Source organism: Bradyrhizobium sp. PUT101 (genome assembly GCF_052043945.1).
GTDB lineage: Bacteria > Pseudomonadota > Alphaproteobacteria > Rhizobiales > Xanthobacteraceae > Bradyrhizobium.
Map to the genome: position 1 here is coordinate 6,635,196 of NZ_CP197207.1, position 17,616 is coordinate 6,652,811.

The window sequence follows — 17,616 nt, forward strand, 5'->3', positions numbered from 1 at the left end:
GCCTAGGGCGGTGAGGTCCCCCCAGCTTCACCGCCCGCCTTTTTCCTGCTTCGAGACCCTCCCGCTCGGCTTGCATGCCGTTGCCGCTCGCGCCATGTTTAGAGAAGGTTGACCTCCTTGACCGCCGCCGAACGCACGATGCGCCTCCTCATCATCGAAGACGACCGCGAATCCGCCGACTACCTCGCCAAGGCGTTTCGCGAAGTCGGACACATTGCCGACCACGCCGCTGACGGCGAGGAAGGCCTCGCCATGGCCGAGAACGGCGAATACGACGTGCTGGTGGTCGATCGCATGCTGCCCAAGCGCGACGGCCTCTCGCTGATCGGCGCACTGCGCGACAAGGGCAACACGACGCCGGTGCTCATTCTCTCCGCGCTCGGGCAGGTCGACGACCGCATCAAGGGCCTGCGTGCCGGCGGCGACGATTATCTGCCAAAGCCCTATTCTTTCGCCGAACTTCTGGCCCGTGTCGAAGTGCTGTCGCGCCGCCGCGGCGGCCCGGCCGAGGACACGCTCTACCGTGTCGGCGATCTCGAGCTCGACCGGCTGTCGCATCGCGTCGCCCGCGGCAAGGACGAGCTGACGCTCCAGCCGCGCGAATTCCGCCTGCTCGAATATCTCATGAAGCACGCCGGCCAGGTGGTGACACGCACCATGCTGCTCGAGAACGTCTGGGATTATCATTTCGATCCGCAGACCAACGTGATCGACGTGCACATTTCGCGGCTCCGCTCCAAGATCGACAAAGGTTTCGAGCGCCCGCTGCTGCACACGATCCGCGGCGCCGGATACATGATCCGTGACGGCATTCGGTAAACTCGTCCGCACCACGGCGTTCCGGCTGACGCTGGTCTATCTGCTGCTGTTCGCGATGTTCGCGGCCTCGCTGCTGGCCTATTTCGCCTGGAACACGCGGCGGCTGATCACCGAGGAGATCACGCAGACGGTCAATGCCGAAACCTCGGAGATCAACGAGATCTACGGGCGCCGCGGCCTGTTTGGCCTCGTGCGGACGATCGAATATCGGGCGCTGCGCCCGGGCGCGAACCTCTATCTCGTGACCACCCCGACCGGGCAGGCGGTTGCCGGCAATGTCGGCTCGCTCGCGCCCGGCGTGATGGCGACCCGTGGCTGGTCCGAGACCGCCTACCGGCGCATCGAGGATACGGATGATCGCGACCATCGCGCGCTCGTTCGCGTCACCGAATTGGAGAACGGCTTCCGCCTGCTGATCGGCCGCGATCTCGCCGAGCGGCGGCGCCTGTTCGGCATCGTCGCCAAGGCGGCGCAATGGTCGGTCCTTATCGTGGTCGTGCTTGGCCTCGCCGGCGGCATTTTCGTCGCGCGGAGGGTGCTGAGGCGCATCGACGCGATGACCGGCACGGCGCAGCGGATCATGACCGGAGATCTCAGCGAGCGCCTGCCCGTGGGTCGCAGCGGCGACGAGATCGATCGCCTCGCCGAAAACCTCAACGCCATGCTCGAGCGGATCGAGGCGCTGATGGCGGGCCTGAAGGAGGTTTCCGACAACATCGCCCACGACCTCAAGACGCCGTTGACGCGGCTGCGCAACCGGGCCGAGGAGGCGCTGGCGAGATCAGGCTGCGAGGCCGATTACCGCGCCGCGCTGGAGCGGACCATCGAGGAATCCGACGGGCTGATCCGCACTTTCAACGCGCTTCTGATGATCGCGCGCGCCGAGTCCGGACAGGCGCGCGGCAACATGGATGATTTCGACGCCGCCGAGGTCGCCAATGGCATCCACGAGCTCTACGAGCCCCTGGCTGAGGACGACGGCATGACCTTGAAGGTGAAGGCAGATCCGACGCCGGTTCATGCCAACCGCGAGTTGATCAGCCAGGCGCTCGCCAATCTGGTCGAGAATGCCATCAAATACGGCCAGCCTGCTTCGCAGCCCCCGGGAACCGTGGTCAGCATGGATAGCCGGCAGATCACGATCGAGGCCCGGCGTGAAGGCGATCAGGTGCTGCTTAGCGTCACCGATCGCGGCCCCGGCATTCCCGAAGGCGACCGCAAGCATGCCGTCGAGCGATTCGTCCGGCTGGAGGCGAGCCGCACGCTGCCGGGCTCCGGCCTCGGTCTCAGCCTCGCCTCGGCTGTTGCCACGCTGCATGGCGGAGAATTGCGGCTGGGCGATGCCCATCCCGGTCTTGTCGCCACGCTGGTGCTGCCGGCGCGCGCGGGCGACAGGGTTGCTCCGCCAATGCCGGATGTGCCACAGAAGGTGGCATGAACCATTCCGCGCCGGGAAACGCGGACAAGCATGGTGAGAGGCTGGCCGCACGCTTCGCGGAGGCTCCCCATATTGCCGCTTCCACAACTGACGAACGACGTTTGGAAAGCTGGCTGGCCGAGCTCGAGCCGGCCCAATCAGCCCGTCTGGACGTGCTCCTGGGCCATCCCTTCGCCCGCAACATCCTGGCCGGGATCGCAGAATTCTCGCCCTATCTGTTCGATCTGGCGCGCGCCGATGCCCTGCGCCTGATCCGGCTGCTCGAATGCGATCCGGATACGCATCTCGCCGCACTGATCGCTGAGGCAAGGGGCGCGGTGCTCGCGGCACCTGACGAGGCCGAGGTGATGCGGCTGCTTCGCCGGATGAAGGCGGAGGCCGCGCTGCTGATCGCGCTGTGCGACATCGGCGGTGTCTGGCCGGTGATGCGGGTGACGGCGGCGCTCACCGATGTTGCTGTGTCCTCCGTGCAGGCGGCGCTGCAATATCTGCTGCGGCAGGAAGCCGCACGCGGCAAGCTCTCGCCGCCCAATCCGGAGGCGCCCGAAGAGGGCTGCGGGCTGATCGTGCTCGCGATGGGCAAGATGGGCGCCGGCGAGCTGAACTATTCCAGCGACATCGATCTGATCGTGTTCTTCGATCCCGATGCGACGACGCTCGGGGCGGACATCGAGCCGCAGCCGTTCTTCGTCCGTGTGACGCAGGGGATGGCGCGCATCCTCCAGCAGCGCACCTATGACGGTTACGTCTTCCGGGTCGATCTGCGCCTGCGGCCCGATCCGTCCTCGACACAGGTGGCGATCTCGCGGGACGCCGCGTTGCATTATTACGAGCGGGAAGGGCGCACCTGGGAACGCGCCGCGATGATCAAGGCGCGGGCCTGTGCCGGCGACGCCAGGGCCGGCGAGGCGCTGCTTGCGGAGATCGCGCCATTCGTCTGGCGCAAGCATCTCGACTTCGCCGCGCTTGCCGACGTTCACGACATGAAGCGGCAGATGCAAACCTATCGCGGCCAGAGCGAGGTCGCGGTCGAGGGACATAACGTCAAGGTCGGGCGCGGCGGAATCCGCGAGATCGAGTTCTTCGCGCAGACTCAGCAGCTGATTGCGGGCGGCCGCCATCCGGAATTGCGGGTGCGGCCGACGCTTAGGGCGCTCGACGTCCTCGCCTCCAGCAACTGGATCACCTTGGCGGCGCGCGACGAACTGACGACGGCCTATGAATTCCTGCGCCGGGTCGAGCATCGCCTCCAGATGATCGCCGACGAGCAGACCCATACGCTGCCTGAGGACAAGCAAGCGGTCGAGCGCTTCGCGTGGTTCTTCGGCTATCAGGATCGCGACGCCTTTGCGCGCGACCTGTTGCACCAGCTCCAGATCGTCCAGGGTCACTACGAGAAACTGTTCGAGGGCGACGATCCGACCGGGACGGCCAGGCTGCCGGCGCTCGACTACAGTGCGGGTCCCGACGATCCGCGTCTGCTCCAGCACCTGGCGACGCTCGGCTTCAAGAAGCCCGCCGCCGTCGCGCAGACGGTGCGCGACTGGATCACCGGCGACTATCGCGTATTCCGCAATGAGGCGACGCGAAGCGCCTTCGTCGAATTCGTGCCGGCTCTGATCGACGGCCTTGCCCATGCCGAGGAGCCGGATCGCGCCGTCGTGGCGTTCGATCATTTCCTCGGGGCGCTCCAGCGCGGTGGCCGGCTGATCACGCTGCTCGGCCAGAACCGCGATCTCGTCGCGCTGGTGGCACTGGTGCTGGGTGCGGCGCCCCGGCTTGGCGAGATGCTGGCGCGGCAGCCGCAGCTCATGGATGGCCTGATCGATCCGCGCTTCTTCGGCGCCATGCCCGACAGGCAGGAATTGTCGGGCCGGCTCGCGACCACCGTGCGAGACGCGGACTCCTACGAAGAGTTTCTCGATCGCCTGCGCCTGTTCGGGCAGGAGAGCCTGTTCCTGATCGGCACGCGAATCCTGTCCGGCACGGTTTCGGCGCAGCAGGCGAGCACGGCCTTTGCCGATGTCGCCGAAGGAATCGTGCACACCGTGCATGGCCTCGTCGCCGATCGCTTTGCCGCCCAGCACGGCCGGATCAAGGGGCAGGAGACCGCGATCATCGCGATGGGCCGGCTCGGCAGCCGCGAAATGACGGCCTCGTCCGATCTCGACCTGATCCTGCTCTACGATTTCGATAGCGACAATCCGGACTCCGATGGGCCGAAATCGCTTCAGGGCGCGCATTATTTCGCGCGCTTCACCCAGCGCCTGATCAGCGCCTTCACGACGCGCACCAATTACGGCGTGCTCTACGAGATCGACATGCGGCTGCGGCCGTCTGGGCGCGCCGGCCCGGTGGCCTCGAGCCTCGTTTCATTCGCGGACTACCAGGCCAACGAGGCCTGGACCTGGGAGCACATGGCGTTGACTCGCGCGCGCGTGGTGTCGGCGTCGCCCGAATTCCGGGAGCGGATCGAGCGCGTCATCCGCGATGTCCTGATCCGCCGCCGCGATCCCGCGATCACCGCCAACGACGTCGCCGACATGCGGCGCGCGATCGCGCAGGAGAAGGGCGAGGCCGATTGCTGGGATATCAAACATGCCGCCGGCGGCATGGTCGACATCGACTTCATCGCGCAATATCTCCAGCTCGTGCATGCCCACGAGAAGCCGGACATTCTCGACGTCAGCACCATGCAGGTGCTGGAAAATGCGTGCAGGCTCGGTGTGCTCGCACAGTCCGAGACCGAGATCCTGCGTGCCGCGGCGCGGCTCTATCACGACCTGACGCAGATCCTGCGGCTTTGCGTCAGCGAGCGCTTCAAGCCGGAGACCGCCGGCACCGACCTCCTGCGCGTGATGGCGCGCGCGGGCGACGCGCCGGACTTCTCGTCGCTGGAGGCGCGTGTGAAGGAAACGCAAAGCGAGGTGCGGCGCGTGTTCAGGGCGCTGCTGGAAGGGACGTCGCCTGCTTCAACGAGGTGAGGGCCTCGCGCACATCGGGCGCCAGGCCCGCACCGCCCGCATCGAGATGGGCGAAGATCGCGCGCTTCATCCGGGGATCCCAGAATTTCTTGATGTGCTCGGCAATCCCCGGCACGGCCTTGTCATGGCCCTGGCTCTGGAAGAATTTGCCGATCTGGTTGGCCATGTAGATCAGGCGGTCAGGCGACATCGGCAACCTCCGTGGCATGGCGCGCGACGATCCGGCTGCCATGCGAAAATATTTCGAACCCGTCCTGCCGCGCGATCGCGATCAGCGTGATGCCGGCGGATTCCGCCGTACGTACCGCGAGCGCGGTCGGTGCGGACACGGCGATCATCACGGGGGCGCCGATTGCGGCCGTCTTCTGCACCATCTCCACCGAGACCCGGCTCGTCAGCAGCACCATGCCGCCGCGCGCATCCGCGCGGCTGCGCGCCAGGGCCCCGGCGAGCTTGTCGAGCGCGTTGTGACGGCCGACATCCTCGCGCAGCGCGACGATGCCGCCTGCAGAGGCCCAGAACGCGGCGGCGTGAACGGCGCGGGTTTGCATATTGATAGATTGCAAGGGCGCGATGGCCTGCATCGCCGTCATAATTTGCTCCGGCGTGAAGGTCTGCCCCTGCGGCACCACGGCCGCCGGCCGCACCGCCTCGGCAATGGACTCGATGCCGCAGATGCCGCAGCCGGTGGGTCCGGCGATGTGACGACGGCGATCGCTGATGCGGGCTGCATCCTCCGATGCCAACCACATCCGCAGCTCGATGCCGTCGTCGAGACGGACCACGTCGAGAGAGCGAATGTCGTCGACCGATCCGACGATGCCTTCGTTCACGCTAAAGCCGACCGCAAAATCCTCCAGGTTCTGCGGCGTCCCCATCATGACGGCGTAGGTGCCGCCATTATAGGTCAGCGCCAGCGGCGTCTCCTCGGGGATCAGCCTTGTTCCCTCCGATGCGATGCCATCACGCCAGATCTCGCGGTCGATGGCCTGAACCGGCACGTGCATGCGGTTACTCCGCGGCTTCGGCCGGCACGATGCGGCGTGACTGCCGCGCCTGTGCGTCATAGGCCTTCTGCCAGTCGGACGGGCCGTTCGAGGGCGAGACCTGCACCGCGGTGACCTTGTATTCGGGACAATTGGTCGCCCAATCCGAATAGTCGGTCGTGATGACGTTGGCCTGCGTGTCCGGATGGTGGAAGGTGGTGTAGACGACGCCGGGCGCGACGCGGTCGGTGATCTCCGCGCGCAACGTGGTCTCGCCGGCACGGCTCTTCAGCCGCACCCAGTCGCCGTCGCGCACGCCGCGCTGCTCGGCGTCGTGCGGATGGATCTCGAGGCGGTCCTCGGAATGCCAGACGACGTTCTCGGTGCGCCTCGTCTGCGCGCCGACATTGTACTGGCTGAGGATGCGACCCGTCGTGAGCAGCAGGGGATAGCGCGGGCCGGTGCGCTCGTCGGTCGCGACATATTCGGTGACGACGAACTTGCCCTTGCCGCGGACGAAGCCATCGATATGCATCACCGGCGTGCCCTCGGGCGCCTTCTCGTTGCAGGGCCATTGCACCGAGCCGAGCTCGTCGAGCTTGGCGTAGGAGACGCCGGCAAAGGTCGGGGTCAGCGCCGCGATCTCGTCCATGATCTCGGAGGGGTGATTGTACTTCATCTCGAAGCCCATGGCCTTGGCAAGGCCGATGGTGACCTCCCAGTCGGCCATGCCGTTCTTCGGCGTCATCACCTTGCGCACGCGCTGGATGCGGCGCTCGGCGTTGGTGAAGGTGCCGTCCTTCTCGAGGAAGCTCGAGCCGGGCAGGAAGACGTGGGCGTAGTTCGCGGTCTCGTTCAGGAAGAGATCGTGGACGATGACGCATTCCATCGCCGACAGCGCCGCCACCACGTGCGAGGTGTTGGGATCGGATTGCAGGATGTCCTCGCCCTGCACGTAGATGCCCATGAAGGTGCCTTCGACCGCGGCATCGAACATGTTGGGAATGCGCAGGCCGGGCTCCGGGTTGAGCTTGACGTTCCACAGCGCCTCGAACTGCTCGCGCACCGTATCGCCCGAGATGTGGCGGTAGCCGGGCAGCTCGTGCGGGAACGAGCCCATGTCGCAGGAGCCTTGAACGTTATTTTGGCCGCGCAGCGGATTCACGCCGACGCCGGGGCGGCCGATATTGCCTGTTACCATCGCGAGATTGGCGATCGCGATCACGGTGGTGGAGCCCTGGCTGTGCTCGGTGACGCCGAGGCCGTAATAGATCGCGCCGTTGCCGCCGGTCGCGTAGGTGCGGGCTGCCTCGCGCAGATCCCTGGGATCGACGCCGGTGAGGATGGCGGTTGCTTCAGGGCTGTTCTTCGGCTGGGCGACGAAGGCGGCCCATTCCTCGAACTCGCTCCAGTCGCAGCGCTCGCGCACGAAGGCTTCGTTGACGAGCCCTTCGGTGACGATGACGTGCGCCAGCGCCGTCATGACCGCGACGTTGGTGCCGGGCAGCAGGGGCAGATGCAGCGCCTTCACATGCGGAGACTCCACCATCTCGGTGCGGCGCGGATCGATCACGATCAGCTTTGCGCCCTGCCGCAGCCGCTTCTTCAGGCGCGAGGCGAAGACGGGGTGAGCCGAGGCAGGGTTGGCGCCGATGATGACCACGACATCGGTGTCTTCCACGGAGTCGAAGTCCTGCGTCCCTGCCGAGGTGCCGAAGGTGGTGGCAAGGCCGTAACCGGTGGGCGAATGGCAGACGCGGGCACAGGTGTCGACGTTGTTGTTGCCGAAGCCGGCGCGGATCAGCTTCTGCACCAGATAGGTCTCTTCATTGGTGCAGCGGGAGGAGGTGATGCCGCCGATGGCGTCGCGGCCGTATTTCGTCTGGATGCCGCGCATCCTGGTGGCGGCAAAGGAGAACGCCTCGTCCCATGACACCTCCCGCCAGGGATCCTCGATGCGCTCGCGGATCATCGGCTTGAGGATGCGTTCCTTGTGGTTGGTGTAGCCCCAGGCGAAGCGGCCCTTGACGCAGGAATGGCCGCGATTGGCCTTGCCGTCCTTGTACGGCACCATGCGTACCACTTCCTCGCCGCGCATCTCGGCCTTGAAGGCGCAGCCGACGCCGCAATAGGCGCAGGTGGTGACGACGGAATGCTCGGGCTGGCCGATCTCGATCACGGATTTTTCCGTCAGCGTCGCGGTCGGGCAGGCCTGCACGCAGGCGCCGCAGGAGACGCATTCGGAGCCGAGGAAGCTTTCGCTCATGCCGGGCGAGACGCGGCTGTCGAAGCCGCGGCCGGAGATGGTCAGCGCGAAAGTGCCCTGCACCTCCTCGCAGGCGCGGACGCAGCGCGAGCAGACGATGCACTTGGAGGGATCATAGGTGAAGTACGGATTGGACTCGTCCTTCGGCATCCAGTTGTCGTTGGTGCAGCCGTCCGTCTTGGCGAAGACGTGGTTCTCGCCCTCATAGCCATAGCGCACGTCGCGCAGGCCCACTGCGCCGGCCATGTCCTGCAACTCGCAATCGCCGTTGGCACCGCAGGTGAGGCAGTCGAGCGGATGGTCGGAGATGTAGAGTTCCATCACACCCTTGCGCAGCTGCTTCAGCCGCTCGGTCTGGGTGTGCACGACCAGGCCCGGCATCACAGGCGTAGTGCAGGAGGCCGGGGTTCCGGCGCGGCCCTCGACCTCGACGAGGCAGAGACGGCAGGAGCCGAACGCGTCGACCATGTCAGTCGCACAGAGTTTTGGAATCTGGTGGCCAGCATCCATCGCGGCACGCATGATGGAGGTGCCCTCGGGCACCGTAACCTCCTTGCCGTCGATGGTCAGCGTCACCATCGTTTCCGATTTCGAGCGCGGCGTGCCGAAGTCGAGTTCTTCGATCAGAGACATTGTCGTTCTCCTATTCCGCGGCCTGAAGCGTGGTCGGTACCGGTGCGAAATCCTCCCGGAAATGCTTCAATGCGCTGAGCACGGGGTAGGGCGTGAAGCCGCCGAGCGCGCAGAGCGAGCCAAATTTCATGGTGTTGCAGAGGTCCTCGACGAGCGCGAGGTTCTCGCTGACGCGCTCGCCCTTGATGATCTTCTCGATGGTCTCGACGCCTCGGGTCGAGCCGATCCGGCAGGGCGTGCACTTGCCGCAGGATTCGATGGCGCAGAACTCCATCGCAAAGCGCGCCTGCCTGCGCATGTCGACGCTGTCGTCGAACACGACGATGCCGCCATGGCCGATCAGGCCGTCGCGCGCAGCGAAGGCCTCGTAGTCGAACGGGGTGTCGAACAGCGTACGCGGGAAATAGGCGCCGAGCGGGCCGCCGACCTGGACCGCACGGACTGGACGGCCCGTGAACGTGCCGCCGCCGATATCGTCGACGAGTTCGCCGAGCGTCACGCCGAAGGCGGTCTCGAACAGTCCGCCGTGACGGATGTTGCCGGCGAGCTGGATCGGCATCGTGCCGCGCGAGCGGCCCATGCCGAAATCGGCATAGGCCTTGGCACCTTCAGCGAGAATGAAGGGGATGGCTGCGAACGACAGCACGTTGTTGATCACGGTCGGCTTGCCGAACAGGCCGTGATGCGCCGGCAGCGGCGGCTTGGCGCGCACGATGCCGCGGCGGCCTTCGAGGCTTTCCAGCAGCGAGGTCTCCTCGCCGCAGACGTAGGCGCCGGCACCGACGCGCACTTCGAGATCGAAGGCTTGCTTCGAGCCGCCGATATTTGTGCCGAGGTAGCCGCCGCGCCTGGCCGCGACGATGGCCGCGTTCATCGCCTCGACCGCGTGCGGATATTCGCTGCGGATGTAGATGTAGCCCTTGGACGCGCCGACGGTGATGCCGGCGATGGTCATGCCCTCGATCACCAGGAACGGATCGCCTTCCATGATCATGCGGTCGGCGAAGGTGCCGCTGTCGCCTTCGTCGGCGTTGCAGACGATGAACTTGCGGTCGGCCCTGGCCTGGGCAACCGTCTTCCACTTGATGCCGGTCGGGAAGCCTGCGCCGCCGCGGCCGCGCAGGCCCGATGCGGTGACTTCGTCGAGGATTGCGTCCGAGCCAAGCGAGAGCGCGCGCGCGAGGCCCTTGTAGCCGCCATGGGCGCGGTAGTCGTCGAGCGAGCGCGGGTCGATCACGCCGCAACGGGCGAAGGTGAGGCGGGTCTGCCGCTTGAGCCAGGGGATCTCGTCGGTTGCGCCCAGCCGCAGGAGATGCGGCGTGTTGCCGGCGAGCGCGTCGAGCAGCGAGGGCACGTCGGTCTCGGTGACAGGCCCGAAGGCGATGCGGCCCTGGGGCGTTGCGACCTCGACCAGCGGCTCCAGCCAGTACATGCCGCGCGAGCCGGTCCTGACGATCTCCACTGCAACGCCGCGCTTGGCTGCGGCCTGTTCCAGCGCCAGCGCAACTTCATCGGCACCGACGGCGACCGCGCCTGCGTCGCGAGAGACGTATAGACGGATGCTCATCGCTGCGCCTCCGCAACCAGCGCATCGAGGCGCTTCTGATCGAGCCGGCCGACGAGGCGGCCATCGAGCATCGCGGACGGCGCAGTCGCGCACAGGCCAAGGCAGTAGATCGGCTCCAGCGTGACGCGATCGTCGGCCGTGGTGTTGCCGAGCGAGACGCCGAGCTTGGCCTCGGCGCGCGCAGCCAGCGCGTCGCCGCCCGCCGCCTGGCAGGCTTCCGCACGGCACAGCTTCAGCACATGGCGGCCGGCCGGCTTGTGGCGGAAATCATGGTAGAACGTGAACACGCCATGGACTTCGGCGCGCGACAGATTGAGTGCTTTCGCCACCATGGGAATCGCCGCCTCCGGCACGTAGCCGAACGCCTCTTGAAGCGCATGCAGGATGACGAGCGTCGCGCCTTCCTGCCCGGCATGTTTGGCGATGATCCCGGCGGCGCGCGTCTCGTCCCAATCATAAACCGCTGTCATTCTTCATTCTCAACCGGAGCGTTTCCTGCTCCCAAACTATTTGGAATCATTCGAAGATCAATAAAGCTGTCCCGTGCTGCGATTGCGAATTCGGATCGATTGGCAAGCGTGATCGCCCGATTTCAAATGGCTATCGAAGCCGTTCCCGCAGGCGGTTTTTGCGTGTTGCGAAGGGGCGGGCGTGCTAGCTTGCATGCCACCACAGAAGCCGAAGGGATAACCGGTTGATCGACAAGCTTGAACTGCTGCTGGCGCTGGCGAAGGAGCGGCATTTCGGACGCGCGGCGGAGGTCTGCGGCGTGACGCAACCGACGATGTCGACCGGGCTCAAGCAGCTCGAGGAGATACTCGGCGTGATGCTGGTCCAGCGCGGGTCTCGCTTCCAGGGATTTACCCCGGAAGGCGAGCGGGCGCTCGACTGGGCGCGGCGGATCGTGGGTGATGCCCGCGCGATGCGCGACGAGATCAACGGGCTGAAGCATCAGCTCTCCGGCGAGATCCGCATCGCCGCGATCCCGACCGTGCTCGGTATGGTCGCCTCGCTGACGACGCCGTTTCGCGCCAAGCATCCCGATGTGCGCTTCCGCATCCAGTCCACCACCTCGTCCGAGGTGCTGGGGCTGCTCGAAAATCTCGAGGTCGATGCGGGGCTCACCTACATCGAGAACGAGCCGATCGGCAAGGTGCGCACCATTCCGCTCTACAACGAGAGCTATCGTCTGTTGACCGCGCCGGATGCGATGTTCGGCGACCGCGAGACGGTGACCTGGAAGGAGGTCGGCCAGGTGCCGCTATGCCTGCTGACGCCCGACATGCAGAACCGCCGCATCATCGACCGCGCATTGCGCTCGGTCGGCGCGGAGGCGACGCCGACGCTGACCTCGAACTCGCTGCTGGTGCTGTTCACGCATGTGAAGACGGGGCGTTGGGCGAGCGTGATGCCGGCCAAGCTCGCCGAGACGCTCGGCCTTTCCGACACCGTCCGTTCGATCCCGATCGTCGATCCCGATGTCAATTACAGCATCGGCATGGTGATCCCGCAGCGCGATCCGATGACGCCGCTGATCGCGGCGCTGGTCAATGTCGCGCGGGAAGTGGCGCCGAAGCTGCAATTGTAGAGATCTATAGCGTGATGTGATCAGATCTGATTGCTGCACCGGCGGTGCGCTCCCTCGCCCGCTTGCGGGAGAGGGTTGGGGAGAGGGTGTTTCCGCAATGGGATAATCCCCTAGAGGAGAAAGCCCTCACCCGCGCCTTCGGCGCGACCTCTCCCGCAAGCGGGCGAGGTGTCCGAGCCGCGGCAACCGATTCAACCTAAAGCCACTCGAAGTTACAGGAAGTGCTACGCGGCAGCCGGTATCCCGGACGCCGCCTTGATCGCGTCGCGCGGCAGGGTCACGCGCACGACGGTGCCGACCTCGAGTCTGGAGCGCAGCCGCATCGAGCCGCCGTGGAGCTGCGCCAACGAGCGGGCGATCGCGAGGCCAAGGCCCGAACCGTGATAGGTCTTGGTGAGCTGGCTCTCGACCTGCTCGAACGGGCGGCCGAGCCGCGCCAGCGAATGCGGCGCGATCCCGATGCCGGTGTCGGCGATCATCAGCACGATCCTGTCGTCGAACTGCCGGCTGCGCACCACGACGCGCCCGCCGTCGGGCGTGAACTTCACGGCGTTGGAGAGCAGGTTGACGATGATCTGCTTGGTGGCGCGGCGGTCGGCGACGACGGAGATGGATTTTCCGATGTCGGCGTCGAGCGTCAGGTGCTTGTCCTGAGCACGGCCGGTGACGACACGCAGGGATTCCGCAAGCGTCTTCGAGAGGTCGAGCTCTTCCATGTCGAGCTTCATGCGACCGGCTTCGATCTTGGACATGTCGAGGATGTCGTTGATGACCTCTAGCAGATAGTGGCCGCTGGTCAGGATGTCCTGGCAGTATTCCTGGTACCTTTCGCTTCCGAGCTCGCCGAACATGCCCGAGCCCATGATCTCGGAGAAGCCGATGATGGCATTGAGCGGCGTGCGCAGCTCGTGGCTCATATTGGCCAGGAACTTCGACTTGGTCTGGTTGGCTTCCTCGGCGCGTGTCTTCTCGCGCTGGTACTTCTCGGCGAGGTCGGCGAGCTCGACCGCCTGGCGCTCCAGTGCGGCCTGCGAGCGCTTCAGGTCGATGACGGTGGCACGCAGGCGCAGATCGTTGTCGACCAGCTTCTGCTCGTGCTCCTTGATGCGGGTGATGTCGGTGCCGACCGAGACGTAGCCGCCGTCCTTGGTGCGGCGCTCGCTGATGTGCAGCCAGCTGCCGTCGTCGAGCTGCGCCTCGAAGGTGCGCGCGCCCGGGCCTTGGGCAGCGGTCTCGTTGTGGCGCGTGCGCACCTCCGGCATGCGGCCGACCTCGAGCACGGTCTCGTAGGAAGTGCCGGGAATGACGGCCGTGTCGGGCAGCCTGTGCAGACGCTGGAAGTGCGAGTTGCAGAGCACGAGGCGATCGCTCGCATCCCACAGCACGAAGGCTTCCGGAATGGTCTCGATCGCGTCGCGCAGTCGGAGGTCGGCTTCCACGGTCTTTTCCGCGAGGCTCTTCTGCTCGGTGATGTCGACCGCGATCCCGATCAGGTGCACGCTGTCATCGGTCGCTCCGCGCGTTTTCTCGCAGCGCACGCGGAGCCAGATCCAGTGGCCGTCGACATGCTGCATGCGGAAGGTCTGGTCGATGTGGTCGATCTCGTCGGAGATGAGCTGGTCGGCGATCGCGAACAGGTCGATGTCGTCGGACTTCACCAGCGCGTTGACCTCGCCGAAGGTGAGGAGCTCGTTGCGGCCGTCGAGGCCGAGCATCGAGAACATCGACTGCGACCAGAAGATCCGGCCGCGCGATAGATCCCAGTCCCACAGCCCGCAGCGGCCGCGGTTGAGCGCGGTGTCGATGCGGCCGCGCACGGCGTCGTTGATGAGGTCGCCCTCGCGGGCGCGGGTCGACTGCCAGTGGAAGGCGAAGCCGAGGATCAGGACGACGAAGCCGGTGGTCGCCGACAGCGTCACCGAGAGCGCGGCGTCCGAGCCCCAGATCGGCTCGTTGCGCTCCTGGATCACGGTGACGAAGCCGGGCAGCGACTTGATCTGCCGCGAGGTCGCCATCGCGGCGTTGCCGCTCGGCAGCGTCAGGTCGGAGACGTTGCCGTCGCGTAGCGGCGCCGCCATCAATTGTGCGGTCGTGATCGTATCGAGCAGGCGGTCGTTGCCGACGGAGTCGCTGTCGGCCGGGATGCGGGCGAGGATACGGCGGTCGACGCCGGCCGAGGTGACGATGACATGGCGGCCCGAGGCCGTGCCCCAGGACGGGATCAGATCCGGCAACAGCGCCGGCAGGCTCTCGACGTTCTTCAGCCGCTCCTGCCGTACCGCGGTGAGGCGGTCGATGCGCTCGGCGAGCAGGTCGGCGAGCGCCGAAATGTCGTGGCGGATCACCAGCCGCTTCTGGCGCGTCTGGTCGACCACCTGCACGAATGCACCGAGGCAGATCGTGATCAGAAATGCGATGATGAGTGTCGGCACGGCGCGGCGCAGCGCCGGCTCCGCGATCAAGAGCCGATGATAGGCAGGTTTCGCGATCGATTGCGCCAATCCCTTGATCGAATCGGATTGGACGCATGCGTTCGCGGCGTCTGCACGCGACATGCCTTCGGCCCCCTGAAAACCTGCTTGCAACTGAAGCTCGGAAGCAGCCCCACGTCGCTTCCGAATCACACTGATTTGAATCCAGTTTTCGCGGGCTGTCGAGAGTCAACGAATCGTTAACGCGAAATTATTCTTATCCAACGCGCAGTTTGCGCATCGGCTGTCCGCAAACGCGCGTGCGCGAGGAGTCCGAAACGAGAACGTGTGACTCCGCGTGCGCTCTGCGTCACGCGCGCGGCGGTTCGGCGTGACTGATTACGCGCTTCACGCTCGGGAACGCACGCCGCAACGCGCGCTCGATCGCGTCGACCTGTTCGTGCACCTTGATCACGCTCATCGACGGTGCCGCGCGGCAGTGGAAGTTGACGATTTCGCCGGCGTCGGTGTCGCGGACTCGCACGTTATGGATGTCGTGGATCTCGCCGCCGGCAGCATATTCCGTCAGAGCGGCGGCGATGGTCTGCACCCGTTCCGGTGCGGCATCGACGCCGAACGGCAGCTCCGGTTCCAATGGCTCGATGTGAACGTCGACCTCGACGTCCTCGCCGAACTCCTCCTGGATGTTGCGCTCCAGCGTGTTGGCGACGTCATGGGCGGCCTCGAGCTGCATGTCGGCGTCGACCTCGAGGTCGATGCTGACGGTCAGCTTGGCGCCGAGATCGTGGACCGTGACATGGTGAACGGCGAGGCCCGAATTGTGCGCGATCACCATGATGCGGTCGCGCACGGTCTCGTTGTTGCGTGCGACGGGGACGGCGGTGAAGGTGAGGTCGGCGTCGCCGAACGCCTTGTCCACGGCGATTTGCGCGCTGCGCTTGATCTCCTCGACGCGGTCGATCGGATAGGTCCGCGGCACCTGCGCGATGGTGTCGATGAATGTGGTCGCTCCGACCATGCGCACGCGCAGCCGGTCGACGTCGATCACGCCCGGCACGCCGCGGATCGCGGCGGTGGCCTTCTCCTGCGCGCCTTCCGGGGCGCGGTCGACCAGCGTCTGCACGGTGGAGCCGGCCAGGCGCAGTCCGAGCAGGGCGATCATCACGGCGACCGCCGCGGCTGCTGCCGCGTCGCCCCACCAGAAGCCGAGGGCGGCGAGGACAAGGCCCACGATCACGGCGAACGAGCCCATCACGTCGGAGGCGAAATGCAGCGCATCCGCCGCCAGCGCCTGGCTCCTGGTCTCCAGCGCGGCGCGGTGCAGGGCGCGGGCGCGCCAGAGGTTGACGGCGATGTCGATCACTAGCACCACGAACGGAACGGCCGAAATGGTCGGCGGCGGGGTTCCCTCGCTCAGCCGGCTATAGGCCTCGACCAGGATGCCGCCGGCGAGCACGTAGAGCAGGGCGGTGACGCCAAGCGCGGAGACGCTTTCCAGCTTGCCGTGGCCGTAATGGTGCTCGTCGTCCGCGGGCTTGTCGGACACCCGCACCACCGCCCAGGTGATGATGGTCGCGACCAGGTCGATCGAGGAATGCAGGGCCTCGGAGATCAGCGCCAGCGAGCCGATCGCGATCCCGACCGCGAACTTCGCCGCCGCCATGCCGCCACTGGCGAAGATCGAGATCGCGGCGACCGAGGTCTTGTTGTGCTGGGAGGTCATGGCGGGGATTTAGCAGCCCATGGGTGAACATCAAGCGACGATCCACAGCCGTTGTCGCAAGTGACTTGCAGGAGCGTATCCCCCAACGTCGTCGTGCCTGGGCTTCCACGTTCTTCTGCACAAGAGGGAAAGGCGTGGATGGCCGGGTCAAGCCCGGCCATGACGAGAGGAGAGAGCGTCGCTCCGCTCTTGTCTCACTGCCGCAACCTTCACAGCGTCACGACGATTTTCCCCAGATGCTTGTTCGCCTCCATGTGCTCGAACGCCTGATCGATATCGTCGAACGCGAACACCTTGTCGATCGGCAGCTGCAGCTTGCGCGATTCCACCGCGCCCCAGATGTCCTTGCGGACCTCCTCGAAGATCTCGCGGACCTCCTCGATGGTGCGGGTGCGGAAGGTGACGCCGACATAGTCGATGCGGCGGGCCGCATGCAGGTCGAAATTGAAATCGGCGTGGGTGCCGCCGAGCCGGCCGACGTTGACGATGCGCCCCTTGATCTTCGTCGCGGCGAGGTTCTGGCTCGCGATCTTGCCCGAGACCTGGTCGACGATGAGATCGACGCCTTCCCCGTTCGTCGCCTTCAGCACCTCGTCGACCCATTTGGGATCGGAGCTATCGATGGCGAGATCGGCGCCGTATTCCTTCAGCCGGCCGCGGCGAGTGGCATCGGTCGACGAGCCGATCACGAGCTTTGCGCCCTTGAGCCTGGCGATCTGCATCGCCATCAGGCCGACCCCGGAGCTCGCGCCCTGGATCAGCACGCTCTGGCCAGCCTGCACCCCGCCGACGGTGACGACGGCGTTGTGCATGGTCGCGAGCGCGACGGGGAGAGTGGTGGCCTCCTCGAAATTCATGTTTGAGGGCGCGTGGAATAACCGGCCGTGATCGGCCAGCGTATATTCGGCAAACGCCGCGCTGCCCGAGCCCATGATGCGGTCGCCGATCTTGACGCCTTTGGCATTCGGCCCAAGCTCGGCGACTTCGCCGGCCCATTCCATGCCGAGCACGGCGCCGACCCCGCCGGCCGCCCCATGGGCGTGCCCCTTGCGCATGCCGGTGTCGGCTCGGTTCAGGGCGCAGGCGCGGACGCGGACCAGCACCTGCGTGCCCTTAGGTTTTGGTTGAACGACATCGGAAATCGTAGCGCCACCAGGGCCGTAGACGTAAGCCTTCATGA

12 protein-coding genes are annotated in these 17,616 nt (G+C 66.0%); 4 read left to right on the forward strand and 8 right to left on the reverse strand.

Annotation, left to right across the window (positions count from 1 at the left end):
• The first annotated feature begins 138 nt into the window (after positions 1 to 138).
• The 3 genes from ACSHT2_RS31645 to ACSHT2_RS31655 are packed head-to-tail and all read left to right on the forward strand — an operon-like array spanning position 139 to position 5,241.
• Complete coding sequence (locus ACSHT2_RS31645; RefSeq protein WP_440638824.1) at positions 139 to 819, forward strand: response regulator transcription factor; 681 nt, start codon at positions 139 to 141, stop codon at positions 817 to 819.
• On the forward strand, positions 803 to 2,257 hold the full coding sequence (locus tag ACSHT2_RS31650; RefSeq protein WP_440638826.1) for an ATP-binding protein: 1,455 nt from the start codon (positions 803 to 805) through the stop codon (positions 2,255 to 2,257). Before ACSHT2_RS31645 ends, ACSHT2_RS31650 begins: the two co-directional genes overlap by 17 nt.
• On the forward strand, positions 2,254 to 5,241 hold the full coding sequence (locus tag ACSHT2_RS31655) for a bifunctional [glutamine synthetase] adenylyltransferase/[glutamine synthetase]-adenylyl-L-tyrosine phosphorylase (protein ID WP_440638828.1): 2,988 nt from the start codon (positions 2,254 to 2,256) through the stop codon (positions 5,239 to 5,241). The genes ACSHT2_RS31650 and ACSHT2_RS31655 overlap by 4 nt, the downstream gene beginning before the upstream one ends.
• On the opposite strand, the gene ACSHT2_RS31660 is transcribed toward ACSHT2_RS31655, so the two are convergent.
• The 5 genes from ACSHT2_RS31660 to ACSHT2_RS31680 are packed head-to-tail and all read right to left on the reverse strand — an operon-like array spanning position 5,198 to position 11,163.
• On the reverse strand, positions 5,198 to 5,431 hold the full coding sequence (locus ACSHT2_RS31660; RefSeq protein WP_319325799.1) for a formate dehydrogenase subunit delta: 234 nt from the start codon (positions 5,429 to 5,431) through the stop codon (positions 5,198 to 5,200). The genes ACSHT2_RS31655 and ACSHT2_RS31660 overlap by 44 nt on opposite strands.
• Positions 5,421 to 6,248 carry a formate dehydrogenase accessory sulfurtransferase FdhD gene (gene fdhD / locus ACSHT2_RS31665; RefSeq protein WP_440638830.1) on the reverse strand — a complete coding sequence of 276 codons (828 nt, stop codon included), beginning with the start codon at positions 6,246 to 6,248 and terminating at the stop codon, positions 5,421 to 5,423. Before fdhD ends, ACSHT2_RS31660 begins: the two co-directional genes overlap by 11 nt.
• 4 nt (positions 6,249 to 6,252) lie before the next feature.
• Positions 6,253 to 9,126, reverse strand: a complete 2,874-nt coding sequence (gene fdhF, locus ACSHT2_RS31670) for a formate dehydrogenase subunit alpha (protein WP_440638832.1) — start codon at positions 9,124 to 9,126, stop codon at positions 6,253 to 6,255.
• A 10-nt stretch (positions 9,127 to 9,136) separates the two neighbouring features.
• Complete coding sequence (locus tag ACSHT2_RS31675; protein ID WP_440638834.1) at positions 9,137 to 10,693, reverse strand: formate dehydrogenase beta subunit; 1,557 nt, start codon at positions 10,691 to 10,693, stop codon at positions 9,137 to 9,139.
• Entirely contained in the window at positions 10,690 to 11,163 is a 474-nt protein-coding gene (locus ACSHT2_RS31680; protein WP_440638836.1) for a formate dehydrogenase subunit gamma, read from the reverse strand. Before ACSHT2_RS31680 ends, ACSHT2_RS31675 begins: the two co-directional genes overlap by 4 nt.
• 224 nt (positions 11,164 to 11,387) lie before the next feature.
• Between ACSHT2_RS31680 and ACSHT2_RS31685 the strand changes: the two genes are divergently transcribed.
• Positions 11,388 to 12,281 carry a LysR family transcriptional regulator gene (locus ACSHT2_RS31685; RefSeq protein ID WP_440638838.1) on the forward strand — a complete coding sequence of 298 codons (894 nt, stop codon included), beginning with the start codon at positions 11,388 to 11,390 and terminating at the stop codon, positions 12,279 to 12,281.
• A 224-nt stretch (positions 12,282 to 12,505) separates the two neighbouring features.
• On the opposite strand, the gene ACSHT2_RS31690 is transcribed toward ACSHT2_RS31685, so the two are convergent.
• From ACSHT2_RS31690 to ACSHT2_RS31700, 3 genes are all read right to left on the reverse strand, one after another.
• Positions 12,506 to 14,836: a PAS domain-containing sensor histidine kinase gene (locus ACSHT2_RS31690; RefSeq protein ID WP_440638840.1), complete on the reverse strand. Its 2,331-nt coding sequence runs from the start codon at positions 14,834 to 14,836 to the stop codon at positions 12,506 to 12,508.
• A gap of 226 nt (positions 14,837 to 15,062) precedes the next feature.
• Positions 15,063 to 16,436, reverse strand: a complete 1,374-nt coding sequence (locus tag ACSHT2_RS31695; protein ID WP_440638842.1) for a cation-efflux pump — start codon at positions 16,434 to 16,436, stop codon at positions 15,063 to 15,065.
• Between the two features lie 209 nt (positions 16,437 to 16,645).
• Entirely contained in the window at positions 16,646 to 17,614 is a 969-nt protein-coding gene (locus ACSHT2_RS31700) for a quinone oxidoreductase family protein (RefSeq protein WP_440638843.1), read from the reverse strand.
• Positions 17,615 to 17,616: the final 2 nt, after the last annotated feature.